The sequence below is a fragment of the Salinisphaera sp. T5B8 genome, from assembly GCF_040361255.1.
Lineage (GTDB): Bacteria > Pseudomonadota > Gammaproteobacteria > Nevskiales > Salinisphaeraceae > Salinisphaera.
In genome coordinates this window covers 224,548-247,902 of record NZ_APNG01000001.1, presented here as the reverse complement: position 1 = coordinate 247,902, position 23,355 = coordinate 224,548, and the positions used below count along the sequence as shown (strand labels likewise).

At 63.5% G+C, this 23,355-nt stretch carries 25 protein-coding genes; 12 read left to right on the top strand and 13 right to left on the bottom strand.

The features are described 5' to 3' along the window. Nucleotides 1-26: 26 nt before the first annotated feature. The 7 genes from T5B8_RS01165 to T5B8_RS01135 form a co-directional block, all read right to left on the bottom strand. Nucleotides 27-2,225: a primosomal protein N' gene (locus T5B8_RS01165; protein ID WP_353175488.1), complete on the bottom strand. Its 2,199-nt coding sequence runs from the start codon at nucleotides 2,223-2,225 to the stop codon at nucleotides 27-29. After that, nucleotides 2,225-2,500 (bottom strand): hypothetical protein, encoded by a 276-nt coding sequence (locus T5B8_RS01160; protein WP_353175486.1) that lies wholly within the window; start codon nucleotides 2,498-2,500, stop codon nucleotides 2,225-2,227. The genes T5B8_RS01165 and T5B8_RS01160 overlap by 1 nt, the downstream gene beginning before the upstream one ends. Beyond that, the gene (locus tag T5B8_RS01155) at nucleotides 2,497-3,078 is read right to left on the bottom strand and encodes an NUDIX hydrolase (protein ID WP_353175485.1); all 582 of its coding nucleotides are present in this window, start codon (nucleotides 3,076-3,078) and stop codon (nucleotides 2,497-2,499) included. The genes T5B8_RS01160 and T5B8_RS01155 overlap by 4 nt, the downstream gene beginning before the upstream one ends. 82 nt (nucleotides 3,079-3,160) lie before the next feature. After that, nucleotides 3,161-4,558, bottom strand: coding sequence for an NAD(P)(+) transhydrogenase (Re/Si-specific) subunit beta (locus T5B8_RS01150; protein ID WP_353175483.1), 1,398 nt, complete (start codon nucleotides 4,556-4,558; stop codon nucleotides 3,161-3,163). 49 nt (nucleotides 4,559-4,607) lie between these two features. After that, nucleotides 4,608-4,892: an NAD(P) transhydrogenase subunit alpha part 2 gene (locus T5B8_RS01145; protein ID WP_006914082.1), complete on the bottom strand. Its 285-nt coding sequence runs from the start codon at nucleotides 4,890-4,892 to the stop codon at nucleotides 4,608-4,610. Between the two features lie 41 nt (nucleotides 4,893-4,933). Beyond that, nucleotides 4,934-6,106: an NAD(P) transhydrogenase subunit alpha gene (locus tag T5B8_RS01140; RefSeq protein ID WP_353175481.1), complete on the bottom strand. Its 1,173-nt coding sequence runs from the start codon at nucleotides 6,104-6,106 to the stop codon at nucleotides 4,934-4,936. 166 nt (nucleotides 6,107-6,272) lie between these two features. Continuing rightward, entirely contained in the window at nucleotides 6,273-7,034 is a 762-nt protein-coding gene (locus T5B8_RS01135) for a DUF4412 domain-containing protein (protein ID WP_353175479.1), read from the bottom strand. A 95-nt stretch (nucleotides 7,035-7,129) separates the two neighbouring features. Between T5B8_RS01135 and T5B8_RS01130 the strand changes: the two genes are divergently transcribed. The 4 genes from T5B8_RS01130 to T5B8_RS01115 all read left to right on the top strand — a co-directional run bounded on the left by T5B8_RS01130 (nucleotide 7,130) and on the right by T5B8_RS01115 (nucleotide 11,240). Next, the gene (locus tag T5B8_RS01130; protein WP_353175477.1) at nucleotides 7,130-7,996 is read left to right on the top strand and encodes a 5'-3' exonuclease; all 867 of its coding nucleotides are present in this window, start codon (nucleotides 7,130-7,132) and stop codon (nucleotides 7,994-7,996) included. Next, a complete protein-coding gene (locus tag T5B8_RS01125; RefSeq protein ID WP_353175475.1) occupies nucleotides 7,993-8,871 on the top strand; it encodes a fructosamine kinase family protein in 879 nt (292 codons plus the stop codon). The genes T5B8_RS01130 and T5B8_RS01125 overlap by 4 nt, the downstream gene beginning before the upstream one ends. Nucleotides 8,872-8,956: 85 nt before the next feature. Next, nucleotides 8,957-9,778 carry a tRNA 2-thiocytidine(32) synthetase TtcA gene (gene ttcA / locus T5B8_RS01120; RefSeq protein WP_353175473.1) on the top strand — a complete coding sequence of 274 codons (822 nt, stop codon included), beginning with the start codon at nucleotides 8,957-8,959 and terminating at the stop codon, nucleotides 9,776-9,778. A gap of 274 nt (nucleotides 9,779-10,052) precedes the next feature. Then, nucleotides 10,053-11,240 (top strand): acyl-CoA desaturase, encoded by a 1,188-nt coding sequence (locus T5B8_RS01115; protein WP_353175471.1) that lies wholly within the window; start codon nucleotides 10,053-10,055, stop codon nucleotides 11,238-11,240. Nucleotides 11,241-11,741: 501 nt separating this feature from the next. Here the strand turns inward: T5B8_RS01115 and T5B8_RS01110 are convergent. Together T5B8_RS01110 and T5B8_RS01105 are read right to left on the bottom strand one after the other, a co-directional pair. After that, on the bottom strand, nucleotides 11,742-12,623 hold the full coding sequence (locus T5B8_RS01110) for an ion transporter (RefSeq protein ID WP_353175469.1): 882 nt from the start codon (nucleotides 12,621-12,623) through the stop codon (nucleotides 11,742-11,744). A gap of 22 nt (nucleotides 12,624-12,645) precedes the next feature. Then, nucleotides 12,646-13,185, bottom strand: a complete 540-nt coding sequence (locus T5B8_RS01105; protein ID WP_353175467.1) for an NlpC/P60 family protein — start codon at nucleotides 13,183-13,185, stop codon at nucleotides 12,646-12,648. A gap of 75 nt (nucleotides 13,186-13,260) precedes the next feature. Between T5B8_RS01105 and T5B8_RS01100 the strand changes: the two genes are divergently transcribed. Then, nucleotides 13,261-14,784: a Ppx/GppA phosphatase family protein gene (locus T5B8_RS01100; protein WP_353175465.1), complete on the top strand. Its 1,524-nt coding sequence runs from the start codon at nucleotides 13,261-13,263 to the stop codon at nucleotides 14,782-14,784. Between the two features lie 73 nt (nucleotides 14,785-14,857). Here T5B8_RS01100 and T5B8_RS01095 read toward each other — a convergent pair whose 3' ends face one another. The 3 genes from T5B8_RS01095 to T5B8_RS01085 all read right to left on the bottom strand — a co-directional run bounded on the left by T5B8_RS01095 (nucleotide 14,858) and on the right by T5B8_RS01085 (nucleotide 17,848). Then, on the bottom strand, nucleotides 14,858-16,468 hold the full coding sequence (locus T5B8_RS01095) for a peptide chain release factor 3 (RefSeq protein ID WP_353175464.1): 1,611 nt from the start codon (nucleotides 16,466-16,468) through the stop codon (nucleotides 14,858-14,860). A 321-nt stretch (nucleotides 16,469-16,789) separates the two neighbouring features. After that, the gene (locus T5B8_RS01090) at nucleotides 16,790-17,533 is read right to left on the bottom strand and encodes a hypothetical protein (RefSeq protein ID WP_353175462.1); all 744 of its coding nucleotides are present in this window, start codon (nucleotides 17,531-17,533) and stop codon (nucleotides 16,790-16,792) included. Nucleotides 17,534-17,575: 42 nt separating this feature from the next. Beyond that, complete coding sequence (locus tag T5B8_RS01085) at nucleotides 17,576-17,848, bottom strand: acylphosphatase (RefSeq protein WP_353175460.1); 273 nt, start codon at nucleotides 17,846-17,848, stop codon at nucleotides 17,576-17,578. A 112-nt stretch (nucleotides 17,849-17,960) separates the two neighbouring features. Here T5B8_RS01085 and T5B8_RS01080 point away from each other — a divergent pair, with 112 nt between their 5' ends. The 4 genes from T5B8_RS01080 to T5B8_RS01065 all read left to right on the top strand — a co-directional run bounded on the left by T5B8_RS01080 (nucleotide 17,961) and on the right by T5B8_RS01065 (nucleotide 19,631). Beyond that, a complete protein-coding gene (locus tag T5B8_RS01080; protein WP_353175458.1) occupies nucleotides 17,961-18,584 on the top strand; it encodes a hypothetical protein in 624 nt (207 codons plus the stop codon). A 90-nt stretch (nucleotides 18,585-18,674) separates the two neighbouring features. Beyond that, nucleotides 18,675-19,022: a c-type cytochrome gene (locus T5B8_RS01075; RefSeq protein ID WP_353175457.1), complete on the top strand. Its 348-nt coding sequence runs from the start codon at nucleotides 18,675-18,677 to the stop codon at nucleotides 19,020-19,022. 18 nt (nucleotides 19,023-19,040) lie between these two features. Next, the gene (locus T5B8_RS01070; protein WP_353175455.1) at nucleotides 19,041-19,403 is read left to right on the top strand and encodes a c-type cytochrome; all 363 of its coding nucleotides are present in this window, start codon (nucleotides 19,041-19,043) and stop codon (nucleotides 19,401-19,403) included. A 45-nt stretch (nucleotides 19,404-19,448) separates the two neighbouring features. Continuing rightward, on the top strand, nucleotides 19,449-19,631 hold the full coding sequence (locus T5B8_RS01065) for a hypothetical protein (RefSeq protein ID WP_353175453.1): 183 nt from the start codon (nucleotides 19,449-19,451) through the stop codon (nucleotides 19,629-19,631). Between the two features lie 74 nt (nucleotides 19,632-19,705). On the opposite strand, the gene T5B8_RS01060 is transcribed toward T5B8_RS01065, so the two are convergent. Further along, entirely contained in the window at nucleotides 19,706-20,536 is an 831-nt protein-coding gene (locus T5B8_RS01060; RefSeq protein WP_353175451.1) for a ParB/RepB/Spo0J family partition protein, read from the bottom strand. Between the two features lie 120 nt (nucleotides 20,537-20,656). Here T5B8_RS01060 and T5B8_RS01055 point away from each other — a divergent pair, with 120 nt between their 5' ends. The 3 genes from T5B8_RS01055 to T5B8_RS01045 are packed head-to-tail and all read left to right on the top strand — an operon-like array spanning nucleotide 20,657 to nucleotide 23,353. Further along, a complete protein-coding gene (locus tag T5B8_RS01055; RefSeq protein WP_353175449.1) occupies nucleotides 20,657-21,475 on the top strand; it encodes a lysophospholipid acyltransferase family protein in 819 nt (272 codons plus the stop codon). Beyond that, nucleotides 21,475-22,569, top strand: coding sequence for an NAD-dependent epimerase/dehydratase family protein (locus T5B8_RS01050; RefSeq protein ID WP_353175448.1), 1,095 nt, complete (start codon nucleotides 21,475-21,477; stop codon nucleotides 22,567-22,569). Before T5B8_RS01055 ends, T5B8_RS01050 begins: the two co-directional genes overlap by 1 nt. A 31-nt stretch (nucleotides 22,570-22,600) precedes the next feature. Then, complete coding sequence (locus tag T5B8_RS01045; protein ID WP_353175446.1) at nucleotides 22,601-23,353, top strand: MlaA family lipoprotein; 753 nt, start codon at nucleotides 22,601-22,603, stop codon at nucleotides 23,351-23,353. Nucleotides 23,354-23,355: the final 2 nt, after the last annotated feature.

Genomic DNA, 23,355 nt, shown 5'->3' with positions numbered 1-23,355 from the left:
CTTTCGCATATCGCCCGCGGTGCCGGTCAGAGCAGATCCTGCGGATCGACATCGATCGACCAGCGCACGCGCCGCGCCCCGGGTAGCTCGGCGAGCACGCGTTGCCAGTGGTCCAGCGCCGGATGCAAACGTGCACGGGTGCTGGAATGCAGTAGCAAGTGGGCACGAAAGCGTCCGGCACGACGTTGCATGGGGGCGGGCACTGGGCCCCAGCAGGCGATCTGGTCGTCGACGCGGATGGTGGCCGCGGCCTGTTCCAGAAACGCCTGCGGGGACTGCATGTCGTGGGCCTCGGCGCGCAGCAGGGCAAGATGGCCGAATGGCGGCAGCGCGGCTTCGCGGCGTTCGGCCAGGGCTGCCCGGGCAAAGCCGTCGTAACCGTCGGTGAGCAGGCGATGCAGCAGCGGATGCTCGGGATGGCGGGTCTGTAACCAGACCTCACCGGCCAGATCGGCGCGTCCGGCGCGCCCGGCGACCTGGGTCACCAACTGGGCCATATGCTCGGCGGCTCGGAAATCCGCCGAAAACAGCCCGCCGTCGACATCGAGTACCGCGACACAGGTCAGACGGGCGAAGTCGTGGCCCTTGGCGAGCATCTGGGTGCCCACCAGCAGTTGCGTGGTGCCACTGGCAACGTCGGCGAGCTGGCTTTCCAGCTGGCCCTTGCGGGCCACGCTGTCGCGATCGAAGCGGGCCAGGCGCACGTCGGGGAAACGGCTGCGCAGCGCGCCGGCCACGCGTTCGGTACCCGCGCCGAGCGCGACCAGCTGTTTCGAGCCACAGCTCGGGCAGCACGCGGGCGTGCTTTCGTGGGCACCGCAGTGGTGGCATTGCAGGCGCGCGCCGCCGCCATGCAGCGTCAGCGGCGCATCGCAGCGCGCACAGGGCGCAATCCAGCCGCAGTCGTGGCAGGACAACGCCGGCGCATAGCCGCGGCGGTTGATGAACACCATCACCTGGTTGCCCGCGGTGAGGTGGCGTTCGATATGCGCGAGCATCGGGTCGGACAATCCGCCCAGCAGCGGTCGCGAGCGGATATCGATCACCCGCACGGGCGGTAGCGCCGCGCCGGTGGCGCGCTCGGGCAGCGTGACGTGGCCGAACCGGCCCTGATCGGCGTTGTACAGGCTTTCCAGCGCGGGTGTGGCGCTGCCGAGCACGATCGGAATATCGGCCTGCTGGGCACGGCGCAGAGCGACATCGCGGGCGTGATAACGAAAGCCGTCCTGTTGCTTGTAGGAGCCGTCGTGTTCTTCATCGACCACGATCAGGCCCAGCCGTGGCATGGGTGTGAATACCGCCGAGCGCGTGCCGATGACGATATCGGCATCGCCCGCGCGCGCAGCGCGCCAGACATCGGCGCGTTCGCCATCGCTGCGCTGCGAGTGCAGCACGCCAATGCGGGCATCGAAGCGCGTGCGCAGGCGCTCGATCAGCTGCGGGGTGAGCCCGATCTCGGGGGCAAGAAACAGCACCTGCCGGCCGGCAGCCAGGGCATCGGCCATCTGGCGGCAATAGACTTCGGTCTTGCCGCTACCGGTCACGCCTTCCAGCAGGGTCGGATTAAAGCCGTGGCTGCGTTCGTTGAGCCGTTCGATGGCCTGCTGCTGTAGCGCGGTCAATGCCGGTGCAGGACCGGCGCTGCCTTGTTCGAGGGCGCCGGGCAGATCCACGGCGAGTATCAGTCCGCGGCGTTCGAGGGCCTTGAGCGGCGCATGAATCGCGCCGAAGCGCGCGAGCAGACGCGAATGTGCCACCGGATGCCCGCTGGCACGGATGACCGCAAGCAGTTCGTGCTGGCGTCTGGCATGGGCCGGCGGCGCGTTTTCATCCGTCGCGGCGAGGGCCTGCCAGCCGCGATGACGGTTGGGCGTCTGGTCGGTTCTGGCCCGCCGCAGCGCGACCGGCAGTGCCGTCGCCAGGGCTTCGCCGATCGGGTGATGGTAATAGCGCGCAGCCCAGCGCAGCAGGCCCAACAATGACGCATCGAACACGGGCGCGTCGTCCAGGCGGGCGTCGATCGGGCGCAGGCGCGCGCGGGGCAGGTCGCTGTCCACCCCGCTTTCGAGGACCACGCCGACCAGTCGCCGGCGGCCGAAACGAACCAGCACGCGACTGCCGACTGGCGTCGTGGCGTCGGCGTCGAGATCGAGATAATCGAAGCCCCCGTATAAAGGGACGGGCACCGCAACCCGCAGGATCGGCGCGATTTCCTGGCCGGCCATCAAGGGTTTACAGCCTGTGGATAAAATCGTGGATGAATTTTTCGAACGGATGCGCGCAGGTTATACAAATACCGAGTTCCGGCCCAGATTTCGATATTAATTCGTTCTATATCAGTGGTTTGGGGAAATTCCGAGTCAATGTGCGCTGCAGCAAAATCAATTACGCGATCTTTTGCGTCCTGTGTATATGTGGATAAACCTTTTTCGGCAGCGGCCAGGCCAGCGTGCACGGGCCGGCTGCGCAAGGCGCGGGCTGTGGAGAAGATCGCGCTCATCGCGTGAGCGTGCGCAGTTCGTCGAGCATGGCCAGGGTCAGGCCCCAAAGGCGTTGGCCGTCGCCGCAGTGGTAGCAGGGCATGGGGATGCGCACATGTCCGATCGGCCAGTGCATCGTCTGGCGATTGGACGGCTCGTCGAGCCAGGCGAGCGCGAGCCAGCGCGTGGCGGCGATTTCGTGGTTGAGGACTGGCTCGTCCGGGTGGGCCAGCCGGTAGACGAACGGCGACACCACCATCGGCGCGCGCCGGCGGTGATCGAGTGTGAGGCGGTCGTTCAGGCGGCCGATTCCGTCGTCGCGGCCGATGGTCAGTCCCACTTCCTCGGCGGTTTCGCGACAGGCCGCGCGCGAGGCGCTGGCTTCGTCCACGCCGTCGACGCGTCCACCGGGAAAAGCCATATCGCCCGACCAGGGGTCGCCTTCGCGTTGCGCACGCACGGCAAGCAATACGTCCACACCCTGCCGGCGTTCGCGCAGGATCACGGCGACCGCAGCGCGCTTGAGCCGGCGGCGAAAACGCAGACGGCGTGGCGTGTAGCCGGCCAGTGCGTGGGCGAGAGGGGCGAGTTCGTGCATGCGACAAGCTTAACCGCTGCGGATCGTGGCCATGAAAAAAGCCGCCCGGAGGCGGCTTTTTCCTGCGACCCGGGCAGCGCTTCTAGAGCTGCTTGAGGCCGTTGGCCAGATCCGTACAGACCTGCTTTGCGTCGCCGAACACCATGCGGGTGTTGTCGCCGAAGAACAGGGCGTTCTGTACGCCGGAGAAACCGGTGCCCTTGCCGCGCTTGACGACGTAGACCTCGCGGGCCTTGTCGACATCGAGAATCGGCATGCCGTAGATCGGGCTGGATTCGTCGGTACGCGCGGCCGGGTTGACCACGTCGTTGGCGCCGATGACCAGCGCCGCGTCCGCGTTCGGGAACTCGGCGTTGATCTCTTCCAGATCGAAGATCTTGTCGTAGGGCACGCCGGCCTCGGCCAGCAGCACGTTCATGTGGCCGGGCATGCGGCCTGCCACCGGATGGATGGCGAACTTCACGTCCACGTCGTGCTCTTTTTCCAGCATCTGCACGAATTCCCAGAGCTTGTGCTGGGCCTGGGCCACGGCGAGACCGTAGCCGGGCACGATGATCAGGCTGTCGGAATAGGCGAACGAAGCAGCGGCGTCGAAAGCCTCGACCGATTTCATCTCGCCTTCCGGGCCGTCGGCCTGGGCGCCGTCGTCCACGCCGAAGCCGGCGAACAGCACGTTCGAGATCGAACGGTTCATGCCGTTGGCCATGAGCAGCGTGAGCAGCGTACCGGCCGCGCCTACCACGGTACCGGCGATGATCATCGCCGCGTTGCCGAGCACGAAGCCTTCGAACGCCACGGCCAGGCCGGTGAAGGCGTTGTACATGGAGATGACCACCGGCATGTCGGCGCCGCCGATCGGGTTGGTCAGCAGCACGCCAAAGGCCAGCGACAGCAGGAAGAACAGCGTGACCAGCACGGGCGCGCTGCCATCGGAGGCAATGATGGCAATGCCCAGGATCACGGTGATCGCGGCAACGCTGCCGTTGATCAGCTGCTGGCCAGGCAGGCGGATGGTCTTTTTCATCTTGCCTTCGAGCTTGGCCCAGGCAATCAGCGAACCGGAGAAGGACACGCCACCAATAAGCGCGCCGATCACGGCCAGCGTGAGCACGGTCGCGCCGTGGTCGAAGGCGCTGCCGGAATACATCTCCACCAGCGCGATGGCCGCGGCCGCGCCGCCGCCCATGCCGTTATAGAGTGCGACCATCTGCGGCATGGCGGTCATTTCGACCTTCTTGCCGGTATACCAGGCGCCCGCGCCGCCGATGGCGATCGCGAGGATCATCAGCACGTAGCGGAAGAAGCCCGCTTCCATGGCCGGATGCCAGAGCGTGACCACGGTGGCCAGTGCCATGCCGATGCCGGCCCACTTGATGCCGCTCTTCGCGGTCTTGGGCGAGCCCATGCGCTTGAGGCCGATGATGAACAGTACGGCCGCGATGAAATAACTCGCGTCTACGGTAAATTCCCAGAAACTCATATTCGGTAACCTTTTCGTGTGCTCGTTCTTGTAATGGGATCAGCGAGGATCAGTCCTTGGAGGACTTGAACATTTCGAGCATGCGCTCGGTCACGACATAACCGCCGACCGCGTTGCCGGCCGCCAGAATCACGCCGATAAAGCCGATCAGCGTCTCCCAGAAACCGTCGGCATGGCCCAAAGCGACCATGGCGCCGACGAGCACGATCCCGTGCACGAAGTTGGAACCCGACATGAGCGGGGTATGCAGAATGGCCGGTACACGGCCGATGATCTCGTAGCCGGTGAAGGCCGCGAGCATGAAGATATAGAGTGCGACAAAACCTGTAATCACTGTCTTTTCTCCCAGAAATTGATGAGCCGGTCGCCGAAGGGCTAGCCGTTGCCTTCGAGGGCTTTCTTGGCGGCTTCGTTGACGGTTTCGCCGTCGTGGGTGAGCGCGGACTTGGCCAGGATTTCGTCGTCCCAGTTGATTTCGAGCTTGCGCGTCTTGTCCGCCGGCTTGGCGTCTTCCTGGCCTTCTTCCTCGATCACGATCAGCTGCAGGAAGTTGAACAGGTTCTGGGCATACATCTCGCTGGCATGCTCGGCCAGCAGCGCCGGTACGTTGGACGGCCCGTAGATGGTCACGCTGCCGTGGGTGACCACTTCATCGGGCTGGGTGAGCTCGCAGTTGCCGCCGCCGGAGGCGCCCAGGTCGATGAGCACCGAGCCGGGCTTCATGGCATCGACCATCGCCTTGGAGATGATCTTGGGCGCCGGCTTGCCGGGCACCGCGGCGGTGGTGATCACGGCGTCCGCATCGGCCATGTTCTTTTCCAGCATCTGCTGCTGTTTCTTCTTTTCCTCGTCGGTCAGCTCACGTGCGTAGCCGCCTTCGGCTTCGGCTTTCACGCCTTCGGCCATGAGGAAGTCCGCGCCGAGGGACTCGACCTGTTCCTTGGTGTCGGTACGCACGTCATAGGCGAATACCTTGGCGCCCAGACGCTTGGATGTGGCGATGGCCTGCAGGCCGGCCACGCCCGCGCCGATCACCAGCACCTTGGCCGGGCGGATGGTGCCGGCCGCGGTGGTCAGCATCGGCAGGAAGCGTTCCAGCGAGTTGGCAGCCATGAGCGCGGCCTTGTAGCCGGCTGCGGAGGCCTGCGAGGACAGCGCGTCCATCGACTGGGCACGGGTGATACGCGGCACCAGTTCCATGGCGAAACTGGTCACGCCGGCGTCGTTGAGCGCCTTGACCGTGTCCGGGTTGTTGTGGGCCTGGACGAAGCTGATGAGTACCGCGCCCTTTTTCATCTTGCCGATCGACTGGGCATCGGGCGCGTTGACCGCCAGCACCACATCGGCGCCGAATACATCGTCGGCGTTGTCGGTGATCTGGACCGGCTCCTTGAAGGATTCGTCCGGAATGCGGCTGCCTTCGCCGGCGCCTTTGGCGATCTTGATATCGACGTTCAACTTGGCCAGTTTGTCGGCCACTTTCGGCACCATGGCGACACGGGTTTCGCCACTGGCCGTTTCTTTCGGGACTGCGATAGTTACGCTCATGTCTTCCCTTGATTTGTTCTAATGAATATCCGGCGCGGCGAATCGGCGCGTGTGAACACACTGATATGACGCGTGCTGCGCTCGTCAGGCCGCAGGCCGGATCAACCCCGAAATCAGTCTAACCCAAACTATTAGGCTTTCGTAGCATGGACGGGGGTCGAGGCGATCAATTGGCCGGCTGGGTCACTTTCGTCTCGACATAGTCCTCGGGGATGCTCAATCGCCGCTCGGACACGCGTTTGTGACTGACGTCCACCAGCTGGCGGCGCTCGCCGGTGTTGGTATCGGTAAAGCGAACCGGCATGCCGGACAGGCTCAGATATGGCAGGCCCGCGGTTTCGAAGCCGGTGCCGGCGAGCAGCGTCTGCATGAGCGAAAACATGGAGGTGACGCTGGCAAACGTATCCTTGGAAATACCCAGTGCCTTGGGCGTGGCCACACACAGGGTTTCGGCCGGCTGGCCGTCGCGTACCACCTGTACGACCTCGCATTTCACGCCGGCCACGCGGTCTTCGCGGCCGGTGCGGTCCAGGCCGATCTTCTGATTGCGGGTATCCAGGCCGGGCACGGATTGCAGCATGGCCGCACGGGCCGTGGCCTGTTGATCTTCGGGTAGCTGTTGAACGCGGTTTTCGATCTGGGCGCGCAGCGCATCGACGCGCTGGCGGATCACGCTCGCCGAGTCGCTGTCCAGGCGGGTGTAGGTGCGCTCTTTCGGATCGATCGAGAAGATCGCCTTGTCGTTTTCGCGATAGAGCTGCCACTGGGGGCTGGCGTCATCGATACGCACCGCACCCGGGCGCATGTCCACGGTAAAGGCACCGCTGGCGCCCTGATAGGTCAAGGTGGTATCGGCGTGGGCGATGGCCGCGACAGCGCTCAGGCCGGCCAGCACGAAAGCGGCGGCCGTACGGCGGATTCGAATCATGGGCATGGTCCTTTCAAAGAGATCGGCGAATCGATGCCATGCCGCGTGCCTTGGCACACGGGCACAACAGATGATGGGTGCAGTACACTAGCGTCATGCTGCTCGTGGATGCCAGTGTCTATATATTCCGGGCGTTTCACTCGCTACCCTCGAGTTTGACCGGACGCGATGACCAGCCGCTGAACGCGGTCTATGGTTATACGACCTTTCTCGTGCAACTGCTCGAAGCCGATGACGATCGCCAGGTCGCGGCGGCGTTCGACGAATCGCTCACGAGCTCGTTTCGCAACGAATTCTATGCCGATTACAAGGCCAATCGCGAACTGCCGCCCGCGGCACTCGAGGCCCAGATCGGCGCCTGTCGCGAAATCACCGAGGCGTTGGGCGTGGCCACGCTCTCCAGTCCGGTCTACGAGGCCGACGATCTGATCGGCACGCTGGCCGCTGCCAGCGACACCCCGGTCAAGATCGTCACCTCGGACAAGGACCTGGCGCAAATCATGAGCGCGCACGATATTCTCTGGGACTACGCTCGCGAAATCCGTTACGACGAGGCCGCGATCGAAGCCAAGTTCGGCGTGCGCTGTGCGCGGATCGCCGATTATCTGGCGCTGGTGGGCGATAGTGTCGACAACATCCCAGGCGTGCCCGGCATCGGCGCCAAGACCGCGGCATCGCTTTTGCAGCGCTTCGACGGTATCGAGGCGCTGCTGGACGATCTCGACGGCGTGGCCGCCAGCGGCCTGCGCGGGGCGAAATCGCTGGCGGCGAAGCTCGAAACCCACGCGGACCAGATCCGGCTGTCTTATCGGCTGGCCACTATCGTCACCGATATCGAACTCGATGCCGACCAGCGCGATATTCGCCGGCGCGCGCCGGATTATCCGACGCTGGCCGCGATCTGCGATCGGCTCGGCGTGGGCGAGCGCTTGCGCAAGCGCCTCGGGGTCGTCGCCTCGTGATCGACTGGGCGGCCATCGATACCGCCATTGCCAGTACAAGCGGGCGGCCGTTCGTGGCCGAGCGGCGTACCCGCTTGGGCGGCGGTTCCATCAATATCGCCTACCGGATTGAAAACGCCGTGCAGGCTTATTTCGTCAAGCTCAACCGACGCGAATGCAGTCTCATGTTCGCCGCTGAAGCCGCCGGGCTGGCCGAGCTGAGCCAGGCGGTGGGGCTGCGTGTACCGCGGGTGATTACCCTCGGCCAGACGGACGCCCATGCGTATCTGGTGCTCGAACATATCGCTCTCGATGTGCTCACGCCGGCGGCAATGACCCGGCTCGGCGAGGGATTGGCCGATATGCACGGTATCGTGGCCATACGCTACGGCTTCGATCGCGACAACACTATCGGTTCGAGCATGCAGCCCAATGCCTGGCATGCCGAGTGGCTCGAATTTTGGCGCGAGAATCGTCTGGCCGTGATGCTCGATGCGCTGGCACCCCGGCATCCGGGCCTGGCACGCGATGGCGATGCCCTACTGGCCGTGCTCGATACGCTGCTGGCCGGTCATCGTCCCGAGCCGTCGCTGGTGCATGGCGATCTGTGGGGCGGCAATGTCGGGATGGACGAACACGGCGCGCCCGTATTGTTCGACCCGGCCGTCTATTATGGCGATCGCGAAACCGATCTCGCCATGGCCGAGCTGTTCGGCGGCTTTTCGCCGTTGTTCTTCGAAGCCTACTGGGGCGCGTGGCCGATGAGCGAGGGCTATCGGCATGTCCGGCGTCCGCTCTACCAGCTCTATCATCTGCTCAATCATGCCCGGCTGTTCGGTGGCCATTACGTGGCCGAAAGCCGGCGCGTGATGCAGCAGCTGCTGGCCAACGCCTGAGCGCGGCCATGCTGGTCGCCGCTCAGCGCATGCGTACAATGACGCGCATCGTCTTCGATTCACGCCAACGCCTGCGTACGCCGCCATGTCCGATATTCCGGTACTCGACACCCGCCCGCCGGCCGGCCTGACGCCGGGCTCGGTTGCGGCGAACAAGCTCGCCAAGCGACTCAAGCGTCTGACTGGTCAGGCCGTGACCGACTACGACATGATCCGCGATGGCGATCGCATCATGGTTTGCCTGTCCGGTGGCAAGGACAGCTACACCATGTTGGACATGCTGCGCTATCTGCAGGAAGTCGCACCCGTGCGCTTCGAGCTGCGCGCGGTCAATCTCGACCAGAAGCAGCCCGGTTTTCCGGAACATATACTGCCGGCCTATCTGGACGGGCTCGGCGTGGATTACGAAATTCTCGAGCGTGATACTTATAGTGTCGTCACCGAAAAGGTGCCCGAAGGCGCGACCATGTGCGGACTGTGCTCGCGGCTGCGCCGCGGCATTCTCTATCGTTATGCGCGCGAAAACGGCTTCAACCGGATCGCCCTTGGCCACCATCGCGACGACATCGTCGAAACCATGTTTCTGAACATGTTCCATGGCGCACGTATGGCCGGGATGCCGCCCAAGCTCAGGTCCGACGACGGCGAGAATGTGGTCATCCGCCCGCTGGCCTATTGCAGCGAGCGCGATATCGAACGCTATGCACGGCTGAATCAGTACCCGATCATTCCCTGCAATCTGTGTGGTTCGCAGGCCAATCTGCAGCGCCAGAACATCAAGGCGATGCTGGCCGACTGGGAGCGCATCGACCCCGGCCGCAGTGAACGTATCTTTCGTTCCATGACGCGCATCGCGCCCTCGCAGATGGCCGATCGCGAGCTGTTCGATTTCGCCGCGCTGGATTGATCCAGAACAAAAGCGCGGCGGCACTGTCTCGGTATGGTCGGCCGACAAGTCACGTTGGTGCTTGTCGAGGGTGTTTACGGGCAAGCATGCCAGCTGTTGCCAGCGGTCTGTTTTCGGGGCAGGCCCCGGCTGAAGCGTGGAAATGGGCACATTCCTTGCTCGTATTCGAAACACGGTTTTATTGAAAATCGTTCCTATCTACCGCATACTTTGACTGCAGTGAACAGTTGTGCACTGCAACGAAATTACCGCAAATCGTGAGGCGAATCAGGCGATGTCCGCAGAAAGGAAATATCCCGCCAACCCCCACCTGGACGACAAGTTCAATTGGGTTGAATTCATACCGTTCGCGCTGTTGCATGTGGCCTTGATCGGCATCTGGTGGACCGGTTTTACTGCCACCTCGATTGCGCTGTGCGTTGGGCTGTATTTTGCGCGCGTGTTCGCCATTACGGCCGGCTATCATCGCTATTTTTCCCATCGTGGCTACAAGACCAGCCGCGTGTTTCAGTTCGTGCTGGCCTTTGTCGGCTCGGCTGCGTTGCAGCGCGGCCCGCTCTGGTGGGCGGCCAAGCACCGCGAGCACCATCGCGATTCCGATATGCCGGCCGATTCGCACTCGCCGCGCCAGTACGGCTTTCTGGATGCCCATGTGGGCTGGGTCTATCGTGAAGCGCGCTCCCATGCCGAGATGGACCTGATCAAGGATTTCTCCAAATATCCGGAAATGCGCTGGATCGAACGGCATCAGTTCCTGCCGGCCATCATCGTCGCCAGCCTGTGCTTTGTCGTGGGCGGCTGGGCCGGTCTGGTGTCGGGCTTCGTGCTCTCGACCGTGCTGGTCTATCACGCCACCTTCACCATCAACTCGCTCAACCATGTCATCGGCAAGCAGCGCTATCTCACCGGCGACGATTCGCGTAACAACTGGTTCCTGGCGCTGCTGACCATGGGCGAGGGTTGGCACAACAACCATCACTATTACCCGTCGGCCGCGCGCAACGGTTTCTTCTGGTGGGAAATCGATACCACCTACTACCTGTTGCTCGGCTTCGAGAAGCTGGGCCTGGTTTGGGATCTGCGTCAGCCGCCCAAGACCATTCTCGCCAACGAGAAGGCGCCCACCCAGAAGATCATCGACAAATGTGCGGTCTATATCGCGGAAGGCTTCTCGGCCGATCGCATCAGCCGCAACATCCGGGCGCGCTGGGAAGGCAGCCATATCCTCGACGATCTGCGTGCCCATGCGCGCGACAAATGGGATTCCGCCGAAGCCTATCTGGCCGAAATCGAGCTACCGGAACTGCCCAGCGTCGAACAGCTCAAGGCGCGGGCCTATGCGAAGTTCAAAATCCGCCACGAAGGCCTGGATCGTGCGATCGAGCGGGCGCACGAAATGCTGCGCCGATCGGTATCGCATCGCCTGATCGAACAGGCGCGCTCGGAGCCGGCTCCGGCCTGATGCCGCTGGGCACCGCCTGCTGATTGAAAGCCCGTCCTCGTGACGGGCTTTTTTATGTCTGGCGTGTCACGTTGAGTGGGCGTGTGGGGCGGCTGGGCCGTCGGCTTAAAACCAACGAGCAACTTGATTTTGTATGAAGCTTAGTTGGCTGCACTCAAGCAAGCAGGTTGTCCGCAAATGAAGGCGAAGGTGCGCGAATAAGGCGACAGACCAAGCGCTCGGAGTCCGGATGATCTGATGTTCATGGCACGCTGAGCTTTGTACTTGATCAAGACGGGCAATGGCCGTCATGGCCGGGTTTGACAACGCCGGTCGAATCGACACCGGCGGCTACGTCCGGTGTTGGATTAAGCTGCGCTAATCCAGCCTATGCCCGCGTTTGCGTGGGTCGTGAGGGGCGAACCGCCATTCTTCATTTGCGCTTTTGGCGTGCATTTGCGGACTGGCTCTTCAAGGAACGAAGCCGCCGGATGCGGGTATCGACTTATCGGGGCCGGCCCGCTAGTCGAGCTTGTCGCGGTCGGCGGCCTGTTCCTTGTCGGCGGGCGGGTCCTGATCGTCGTTCTTGTCGAGGTGGCCGCCACAGAACTTGCAGTAGTGGGCATCGATTTCGTGGCCGCTGCGTTCACAGTGCGGGCACTGGCGCAGCTGGCGTTCGTTGGCGATCTCGTTGGTGAGTTCGGCGGTGATGATGCCGCCGGTGACCGCCAGCAAGGCATAGCCCAGCATGATGGCGATCCCGGCGATCGCCTGGCCGATGGGCGTGCCGGGCGCGATATCGCCGTAGCCCACGGTGGTGATGGTCACCACGGCCCAGTACATGCTGCGCGGAATGCTGGTAAAGCCGTGGGTCGGGCCTTCGACGACATACATCAGCGCGCCAAGGATGACGGTCACCAGTGCCAGCACGCCCAGAAAGATCTGCATCTTGCGTTGGGCGTGACGCAGCGAGCGGGTGAGTACATTGGCATCGTTGGCATAGCGCACGAGCTTGAGCACGCGAAAGATTCGCATGACCCGGAGGGCGCGTACGGCCACGAAGTAATGCGCCGAGGGCAGCATCAGGGCTAGATACAGCGGCAGTATCGATAACAGGTCGATGATGCCGTAGAAACTGCGGATATAGGCCCAGCGTCGGCGCGCGGCATAGATACGCACGGCGTATTCGATACTGAACAGGCCGGTGAACAGCCATTCCAACGCGTGCAAAATGCCGCCGATGCGTTGTTCGATCGCGGCCACCGATACCAGCATCAGATTGAGCACGCTGGCGACGATGACGATCAGCAGCGCGATATCGAAGGCGCGTCCGGCCGGGGTGGCGGTACCGAAGATGATCTCGCGCACACGGGTGCGCAGATCCGCGGGCTGCGATTCGCTCATGCCGCGATCACGCCGAAGCGCGTCAGTACGTCTGCGTGGTTAGCCGGCGCGACTGCCAGTAATGGCTGCGCCAGTAGATATTATCCAGGCGCGACATGGTCACGCCCTGGCTGGTCGAGGCGTGCATGAAGCGCCCCGCGCCGACATAGATGCCGACATGCCGGCTGGAGTAGCCGGTCTTGAAGAACACCAGATCGCCCGGCGAGAGATCGCCCGCGCTGATCGGCTGGCCCAGCCGGGCCTGGGCGCTGGTGGTACGCGGCAGGTTCAGCGATTCCAGTTCGCTCATGGTGCGCGCCACGAACGCAGAACAATCGATGCCGTTGCGGTCGATGCCGCCATAGCGATAGGGCACGCCGCGCCACTGGTGATAATAGTCGTAGAGGGCATCCACCATCGCGCCGTGATCGGGATATCGGCTCTTGTCGATGCCCGAATAGCCTGCGCTACCCCGGTAGCTCGGTTGGCTCGCACAGCCGCCGATCAGTACCGCCACGATCAGCATCAGCAGCCATTGCGGGTACACGCGCCCGCGTTGTTGCGACATAATCGCCTGCGCCATTCCTTCGTGCCTGTATTTGCCCGTGTTCATCAATTCCCTTATCGGCGCCCCGGCCGGCCCGCTTAAGATAGACAAATGAACCGCAACAGGGAAACAGGCGATGCGGCGCCGGGCCCGCAGACTGTTGCGGCGGTCGATCTGGGCTCCAACAGTTTTCACATGATCGTGGTCCGCGATGATGGCGGCAAGTTGCATGTGGTCGATCGGCTCAAGGAGTCGGTACGCCTGGCCGGCGGGCTGAGCGCCGATCGGCGGCTCGACCCGGATGCCGCCGCGCGTGCGCTGGCCTGCCTGGAGCGTTTCGGACAACGCCTGCAAGGTATTCCGGCGGGCCATGTACGCGCGGTGGGCACCAATACGCTGCGCCGTGCGCGCGATTCCGATGCGTTTCTGGCCGAAGCCAGCGCCGCACTCGGTCATCCGGTGGAAGTGATTTACGGCGCCGAAGAGGCACGTCTGATCTATGGCGGCGTGATTCAGGATCTGGGCACGGATCACCCGCGGCGGCTGGTGATCGATATCGGCGGCGGCTCCACGGAAGTGATCGTGGGCGAGTTGGCGCGCCCGTTACTGGTCGAAAGCCTGTCGCTGGGCGCGGTCGTGCAGATGCAGCGGTTTTTCGGCAACGGCAAGATCAGCCGCAAGGCCTGGCAGGCCGCGGTCACCGATGCGCGGTTGACCGTCGAGCCCATCGCACGCGCCTATCGCAAGGCGGGTTGGGATCTGGCTATCGGCGCGTCGGGCAGTGTGAAGTCGATTCTGCGGGCCGCCGGCGCCAAAAAGACCGACGAAACCATTACCCCGGCCGATCTCAAGACGCTGGCGCGGGCACTGCTCAAGGCCGGCAAGGTCGACAAGCTGGACCTGCCCGGCGTATCCGATGAGCGGCGCGCGATCTTTCCCGGCGGGCTGGCGGTACTCACCGGCCTGTTCGAAAGCTTGGGTATCGAGGCGATGCGGGTATCCGACAAGGCCCTGCGCGAAGGCGTGGTTGCCGACCTGCTCGGGCGTCTGCACGACCACGATGCCCGCGAGGATGGCGTGCTCGCGGCCAGTCAACGCTATGACGTCGACCATGCCCAGGCCGAGCGGGTGGCCGCGACCGCCATCGCCCTGCTGGGCGACTACGACGACGAACGCGCCACCGGCATGGCACCCCGGCTGCTGCGCTGGGCGGCGTTGTTGCACGAAATCGGGCTGGCCATTTCCCACAAGGGCTATCACAAGCACGGCGAATACATTCTGCGGAATGCCGATCTGCAGGGGTTTTCGCGTACCGACCAGGCCGTGCTGGCCACGCTCGTGCGCCTGCATCGCGGGCGTTTTCGGGCCGATCTGGTGGATGCGCTACCCGCGGACTGGCGCGCGCTGGCCTATCGGTTGGCGCTGGTGTTGCGTCTGGCGGTGATTCTGCACCGCGGTCGCGATCCGGATATCACGCCGCCGGCCTGGCTGGCGGTCGAAAAGAACGCGCTGAGTCTGCACTGCGATGCCGACTGGCTGGACGAGCGTCCGCTCACCCAGGCCGATCTGGCCCGTGAGTCGGAACTGCTCGCCCGCGCCGATATCACCCTGCATACCGTCGCCGACGAGGCGTAAGCGGTCAGCGCAGCCGCGATAAACCGCGCGAGCACGACATCGTGCTCGCGGCGGTCGATCTGTCAGGACTACCCTAGTTGGCGTTGTATTCGCGGGTAGCCGCGAAGGTGATGTCCGGCCAGCGTTCCTCGGTGAGCTGGAGTTTGACCCGGGTGGGCGCCAGATATACCAGCGCGCCGCCGTGGTCTTCGGCCACGCCATCGTCCATACGGTCGCGAAAGCGCCGGATCTCGCGCTCGTCGCCATAGATCCAGCGCGCGGTATGCACGTTGATGGGTTCGAAGGTGGCTTTTACGCCGTATTCGTTCTTGAGCCGTTCGGCCACCACGTCGAACTGCAGTACGCCGACCGCGCCCAGAATCACGTCGTTGTTGTTGATCGGGCGAAACACCTGGGTCGCGCCTTCTTCACAGAGCTGGTCGAGGCCCTTGTGCAACGCCTTGGCCTTGAGCGGGTCGCGCAACACCACGCGCTGGAACAGCTCCGGGGCGAAGTTGGGGATGCCGGTGAACTGCAGATCCTCGCCTTGTGAGAAGCAGTCGCCGATGGCGATCGTGCCGTGGTTGTGGATGCCGATGATATCGCCCGGCCAGGCGGTTTCCGCGGCCTCGCGGCGATTGGCCATGAAGGTGATGGCGTCGTTGACGCGAATCTCCTTGCCGGCGCGCAGGTGCTGCATCTTCATGCCTTTTTCATAGTGCCCGGAGCACACGCGCATGAAGGCGATCCGGTCGCGATGCTGCGGGTCCATATTCGCCTGGATCTTGAATACGAAGCCGGACAGGCCGTCCTCGGCGGGGGCTACCTCGCGCGAGGTGGTTTCGCGTGGCTGCGGCGCCGGCGCCCATTCCACGAAGGAATCCAGCAGCGGGCGGATGCCGAAGTTGTTGACTGCCGAGCCGAAGAATACCGGGGTGAGTTCGCCGGCCAGATACATGTCCAGATCGAAGCCGTCGCCGGCCTCGCGGACCAGTTCGATCTCTTCGAGCAGATCGTCGTAGAAGATGCCGGCGATTTCCTTGAGACGCGGATCGTCGAGTCCGTCGAGGGTGATCGTCTTGCCGCCGGCCTCGTTGTCAGTGCCTTCGTAGAGATGCACCTTGTCTTCGAGCAGGTGATAGACGCCCTTGAACTGGCTGCCCATGCCAATGGGCCAGGTGATCGGCGCACAGGCGATGCCGAGCACTTCTTCGACCTCGTCGAGCACTTCCAGCGGCGGGCGGCCCTCGCGGTCCATCTTGTTGATGAAGGTGAAAATCGGCGTGGTACGCAGCCGACAGACCTCCATGAGCTTGATCGTACGCGGCTCGACGCCCTTGGCGATGTCGATGACCATGAGCGCGCTGTCGACCGCGGTGAGCGTGCGATAGGTGTCTTCGGAGAAGTCCTCGTGGCCCGGGGTGTCGAGCAGATTGACGATGCGTTCGTTATAGGGGAACTGCATCACCGAGGTGGTCACGGAAATACCGCGCGACTGCTCCATCGCCATCCAGTCGGAGGTGGCATGACGCGACGCCTTGCGCCCCTTGACCGTACCGGCGAGCTGGATGGCACCGCCGAACAGCAGCAGCTTTTCGGTGAGTGTGGTCTTGCCCGCGTCGGGGTGCGAGATGATGGCAAAGGTCCGACGCTTGGTCGCTTCGCGCGCGGTCGGCGTGTTGTCGAGGGCGGGTGACGCGCTCATCGGTGGCTCCCGGTCACTATAAAAGGCTGTATGGATTGGCAAAAATATGTGTATAGTGCAACGCTATTCATAGTACTAAGAAATGCAATTATGAATAGCGATGTGCATTGCCTATAATTCGTTTCGAAGCCGGCGGGGCGCAATACCTCGCCGCTCTTCGCAGAATCGGTGTTCCCCCTTCACCGGTTTTTGCGCCAACGCAGCGTCTATCCTACCCGAGCGATGACGTTGTGATGGTGGCGTCGCTTCCCCCCGAGCGGCGCCGCTCTTCAAGGCCCGGATCGGCTGCCCTCCCGATTCGGGCCTTTCTTTTGTCTGGCGTCAGGCGCTGGTCCGTCCGCCGGCGCCCGGGTCGCGACGGATGCGCAGGCATACCGTAACGATATACAGACACAAAAACACCGCGAACATCAGTTCCTTGACTTCGCCGGCCTCGATATCGAAAGGAAACGGCACGTCGCCCAGCGTGGATTCGAGCAGCTTTTCCGGCACCGAGGCCAAGGGCGCGAGCAGGCCGATCGCCACGCAGTCGAAGCCCGGCATGACCCAGTAGCCGAACGTGCCACGCGCATAAAAGCGCCCGCGCAGGCGCCGCGCAATCGGCAGAATCGCGCCGCCAATGAGCATGGCCGCGCCCAGCAAGTTACGCGGTAGCTGATCGAGCAGCGAGCCGGCCACCGAATTCGAATTGTGCAGGTTGGTTTCGCCCTGGTTGTTGAGCGAGCGCCACTGTTCGGGCGTGCTCCAGCCGAACCAGTGCTGGCCCCAGCTGGCTTCTTCGCCCCCGAAATACAGACAGCCCAGGCTGAACAGGGCAAAAAACACCGTCAGCGCACGATCGCCGCGGCGAAAGGCCCAGACCGTCACCGACACGCCGGCGACAAAGGCAAGCGCGAGGGTTGCCACGGTACCGATTTCGGTCAGTCCCGATTCGTGGCGCAGCCAGGCGTCGTAGACCGGCTCGCTGAGCAGCGCGCGGGCCATAAAATGGGCCAGATAAAGGCCCAGGGGCACGCCAAGCCAGGCCCAGCGGGGCAGCACGGCATCGGTCGATCGGATGGTCATGTCGGCAACAACGGTTTGTAAGGGCCGGCGGGCGGCCCCGAATCAACGGATGGCGAATGGTGTGGGCGCATCCGATGATTCGATGGATTGGGCATCGATATGGTCCACTTTCGCCGCGGACGGGCCGTCGGCGAGCCAGTGGGCCAGGGCATCGAGCGCTTCGTCGTTTCCAGCCGCCTGTACTTCGACCCGGCCGTCGGCCAGGTTGTGAACCCAGCCGCCCAGGCCGAGTTCGTTGGCGCGTTCGCGCGTGGCGGCTCTAAAGCCCACGCCCTGCACGCGGCCGCTTACAAGGAATTGACGTGCGTTGTTCATGGCGATGTCCTAATGCGTCATTATATAGCTTCCATATTTATTTGGCGCGCTTCGAATCATGTTCAACCGCATCCGCCGGCGCGTGCGTCGTTTGATCGAACCGAACCACGCCGTGGCCGCTTCACCGCGCGATACCACCGTGCAATTGCGTCTACCCAACCCCTACGGCGGCGCGCCCTGGCTGACCGCGACCGTGGCGATCAGCCGTACGCCGCGTGGTCAGGGCCAGTCGCTTCGTCTGCGCGCCCATGTCGATGGGGCGCTGCGCCTGCCGGGCGCGGGTGCCGAGCGTCAGCGTCTGGTGCTCGATAGCGACGACCGCGGCGGATTGATCCGCTATTCACGCAACGCAGCCGCCGCGCTCGCGCGGGGCGTGGTAGAGCGCTTGCCTGCACAGCCGCTGGAACAGCTTGCAACGCGCCGCTGGCGCACCTGGCTGGATGTGCAATTGAGCACCTCGCCGCTCGATGGTGGCGCGCAGGCGCTCATGCCCGAACCGTTACGCGGCATCTATGGGGGCGGTTTGCCGCGTAGTGGCACCGGTGAGCCGCGTATCGGCGTCTGGTCGGGGCCGGCTGGGGGGCGTGCGGGGGGTATGGCCCAGCTGGTACTGCTTCAGCTCGACGAACACGATCTCGGGCGCGCTAAAGGCGAAGGTGAGCGTTCTGCGTTCAATCTCAACGCCAGTATCGCGCAGGTGGTCGAGCCGCTGACCCGGGGCGACTCACAGGACTGAACACCGCCGGCGAATTGACTCGCGCGCGGTTTTACAAGAGCATAGCGCTGCGCCGGGCTCCATGGCGCAGGCTGTTTTCGGGAGATTTCGATGATTCAAAGTTGGCGTAAGGCCCTTGCGGTCTTGGTTTGTTGCGCCTTCGTGTATGGCCCTGCGTTCGCCCAGGCCGAGGGCGGCGATACGGCCGGCGACGCGGCGGCCGGCAAGGAACGCTTCTACACCTGCGAGGGTTGTCACGGCATTCCCGATTACAACAATGCCTATCCGACCTATCACGTGCCCAAGCTGGCTGGTCAGCATGCTGCCTATATCGAATCCGCGCTCAAGGCCTATCGCAGTGGCGCGCGCAAGCATTCGACCATGCATGCCCAGGCGTCGAGCCTGAGCGATCAGGACATCAAGGACATTGCGGCATACCTGTCGCAGTTGCAGCGCTAAGCACGGGGGCATAGAACGATGAAACATACGGTTTCACGCGGGTTGATCTGTCTGGCGCTGTGCGTTTTTGCAGTCAGCGGCTTCGCCGAAGAAAACCAGGGCGGCGACAAGCCGGCCGGTAACGACTGGGTATCGCAGACCACCCAGACCTGTGCCAGCTGTCATGGCAAGAATGGCGTGTCGCAGACCGCGAACTTCCCGGTGCTCGCCGGGCAGTATCAGGACTATCTGCTGCACAGCCTGAAAGCCTATCGCGATGGCGACCGCCAGAACGCGATCATGGGCGGCCAGGTCCAGGGCATGACCGACGCCCAGCTCAAGGCGCTGGCGCGTTATTACAGCCAGCAGGACAGCCCGCTGCATACGCCCATGGCGGACTGAACGACACTATCGGGCGCCGTGGCGCTCTTTGCGGGGGAATAGTCGATGTCGAATTTCGCGATCTACATGATTGGTATCGTCATCGTGGCCGGTGCGCTGGCTTACGGTGCCTATGCCTTGAGCGTGTCCCCGGTCTGGATCGGTGTGGGCGCGGCGGTGATCCTGGGCTTCGGGCTCATGGGCGCAGTCAAGAAAACCCGCGGGCCTTCCAACGGGCCGCGGCGCTAGTACATCCGTCGGCGGCTGCGCGTCGCCCGGCCGGGCGCTAAAGAAGCGCCCCATCACGGCTGCCGCAGGCCGGATTACGCCTCTGTATTGAATCCCAGCCGTGCCAGCAAGCCGTCGAATTCGTCGAGATCGTGAAAAGCGATCCGTAATTCGCCGCGCCGCCGCTCGGCGTCGTAGTCGATGGCGACCGCGTTGCCGACATGCTCGGCCAGCCGGGTTTCCAGCTCTCGCATCGTGTTATCCGGACCCGTGGCGTCGCGGGTGGGCGCCGCCTGGGTGGCCGCACGGCGTGCGGCCTGTTCGAGCTGGCGTACGCTCATGTGCTTTTTGACCGCGTCGCGCGCGAGCGCAATCTGTTGCGCCTCGGTCAGCCCGGCCAGGATCTTGGCGTGTCCCAGGTTGAGTTCGCCGGCTTCGATCTGACGCTGGACCGGAGCCGCGAGCTGGCGCAGGCGTAGATAATTGGTCACGTAGACCCGCGACTTTCCGATCTGGCGGGCGACGGCGTCGTGGGTAAGGCCGTGTTCGTCGCACAGGCGTGCCAGGCCATGGGCCGTATCCATCACCCCCAGCGATTCACGCTGTAGATTCTCGATCAGCCCCAGCACCGCAGCCTGGGTGGCATCCAGATCGTTGCGCACGATCGCCGGCAGTTCGGTCAGGCCCGCGCGTTGGGCCGCACGCCAGCGGCGCTCCCCGGCCAGCAGCTGGTAGCCCGACGCATGATCGCCGCATACCACCACCGGCTGGATCACCCCGGCGCTGGCGATCGAGGTGGCGAGTTCGTCGATACGCTCGGATTCGAATGCCGTACGCGCCTGGCTCGTGCCGGGCCGGATCAGCTCGATACTGATTGATACCACGCGACGGGCGTGGCTTTCGGTGGCGGGGGAAAAATCGGTCATCGAAGCAGGCCTGAAACAGGCTCGGCACGGCTGATCTGCGTGCTAAGCTCAAAGCGTTGGCGCCAGTGTAAGACCAAAGACGCGTCGTTGATAAAGCGTCTGTTCGTGCGAGGAGTAAACATGCGCACCCGGCAATTTCTTAAACCGCGGACCGTGGGCCGCGATGTCGACCAGTTGGTCGATGCCTTGCCGAAACATAATATCGGCACCCAGGGCTACGATCCGTGGGGGCTCAACCCCGATACTGCCAAGATCACGTTCACGGCGGTGCGTTGGTTGTACCAGAACTATTTCCGGGTGCAGGCCAAGGGGCTGGAGCATATCCCCGGCGAGGGGCGGCTGCTGATCGTGGGCAACCATAGCGGCCAGTTGCCCATGGACGGCGTGATGGTGAGCTTCGCGGTGGCCAACAAGTCGGAGAACGCACGCCTGCCGCGTTCCATGATCGAGCGCTGGTTTCCGTCGGTGCCGTTTCTGGGCAACTGGATGAACTCGGTCGGCGGCGTCATCGGCGATCCGAAGAACTGCGGCAAGATGCTCGAACGCGAAGAGTCCATCGTGGTGTTTCCGGAAGGCATTCGCGGCTCGGGCAAGCCGTATCGCCTGCGCTATCAGTTGCAGCGTTTTGGCCACGGCTTCATGCATCTGGCCATGGAGCACAACGCGCCGATCGTGCCCGTGGGCGTGGTCGGCTGCGAAGAGACCATGCCGTCGCTGGTCAATATCAAGCCGTTGGCGCGCATGCTCGGTATGCCGTATTTCCCGCTCGCGCCGCTGGTGCCGCTGCCGGCCCGCGTATTCCTGAACTTCGGCAAACCGATGCATTTTGCCAACGACGCGCGCAACGAGCGCGACGTGGAATGGCGAGTCGAAGAGGTCAAGGACGCCATCCGTGATCTCATCGATGCCGGTATCGCCCAGCGCAAGAGTATTTTTTGATGAGCGAGTCGAACCAGAGTCAGCGCGACAGCGCCAGCGAAGAAAAAGACGGTAACGACAACGCCAGCAGCGGCCAGTCCACGCCGCGGCGCAAGACGCCGGCACGGCGCCAGTCGGGCAAGACAGCGACCAAGACACAAAAAGCCACCTCGGGGATCGGCAGCGCCAAGCGCGGCAAGGTGCTGGTCACCGGCGCGGCGGGCGCGCTGGCCCAGCACGTGATCGCGCTGCTCAAGGAAAACTACGATGTGATCGGCGTCGAGTTTCGCGGCCTGCAGGCCGATTATCCGGATACGGTCGATTATGTCGTGGATTTCAACAAGTGGCCGTTCGAGGATGTGTTTCGCGAGCACGGCTTCATGGGCATCATCCATCTGGGGCGGATTCGTTTTACCCAGTCCACACGGAACCGGCGCTATTCGGCCAATGTGGTGGGCACCGCCCGGCTGTTGCGCCTGGCCCTGAAATACGGCGTCGAAAAGGTGGTGGCGTTATCCACCTTCCATGTCTACGGTGCCGACCCGCGCAACCCGTCGCTCATCGACGAGGAATACCCGATGCGCGCGGCCAACCTCATGCCCGAAGTCGTGGACGCGGTCGAACTGGAAAACCTGTTCAATATCCATCTGTACAAGAATCCCGAGCTCAATATCACCATTCTGCGGCCCTGTAATATCGCCGGGCCGGGCATCAACAACGAAATAAGCCGTATGCTCGCGCAGTCGGTGGTGCCGTGCCTGCTCGGGTTTTCGCCATTGATGCAGTTCATCCATGTCGAAGACATGGCCCACGCGGTGCTACGCTCGTTCGAGCGTAACCATCCGGGTGTATATAATGTCGCCCCAGACGACTATGTGGCCTATCAGGATGCGCTGCAGCTGGCCGGCTGTCGCCGGCTGTTTCTGCCCTCCGTGCCGCCGGCGCTGGCGCGCCGATCGGTCCGGGCGCTGGGGCGTTATGCGCCACCGGATTATCTGATCGATTTCTTCAAATACGCGGTGATCATCGACGGCGGGCTGTTCGCACGCACCTTCGATTTCACCCCGCAACATTCACTGGCCGATCTGCTGGGCCATTATCGCGCCCATAAATGAGCGCGCTGGTGGCTTCGCTTCGAGGCATTACATGACGACACGCTTGCCGCAACGGCTGACTCTCCTGTCCGGGCTGCTCGGTCTTTTCGCGCTGGGTGGCTGCGTGCACAGTCCGCCCTCCGATCCCTGGGATCCGATCGAGCCGGTTAACCGCGCGGTCTACAAGTTCAACGATACCGCCGATCGCTACGTGCTCCAGCCGGTGGCGCGTGGCTACGACAAGATCACCCCCGATCGGGTCCAGACCAGCGTTGGCAACTTCTTCGCCAATCTCGACGAGCCGGTCAACATGGCCAATAGCGCCTTGCAGCTCAAGTGGGGGTCGTTCAATACCTCGCTGGGCCGCTTCATGGTCAATACCACGGCTGGCGTCGGCGGGCTGTTCGATGTCGCCAGTGCGGTTGGCGTCGACAAGGTCGACGAGGATTTCGGCCAGACGCTGGGTTACTGGGGCCTCGGCCAGGGGCCGTATCTGGTGCTGCCGTTTCTGGGCCCGAGCAGCGGCCGCGATGTGTTCGGCCGGGTGGGCGACCAGTTCGTCTATCCGCTCAACTATGTGGATGAGGACTACGACTACGTCGTCTGGAGCCTGCGTGCGCTTGATCTGATCAACCTGCGTGCGAGCCTGCTCGGTTTCGAGGAAACGCTCGAGCAGCAGTTCGACCCCTATGCCTTCATGCGTGGCTACTATCTCGAAAACCGTCTCAAGGCGGTCTACGATGGCGACGTGCCGGCCGATCGGCTGTATCAGGACGACGGCGCGGACGACGAAGACGCTGGCTAGCG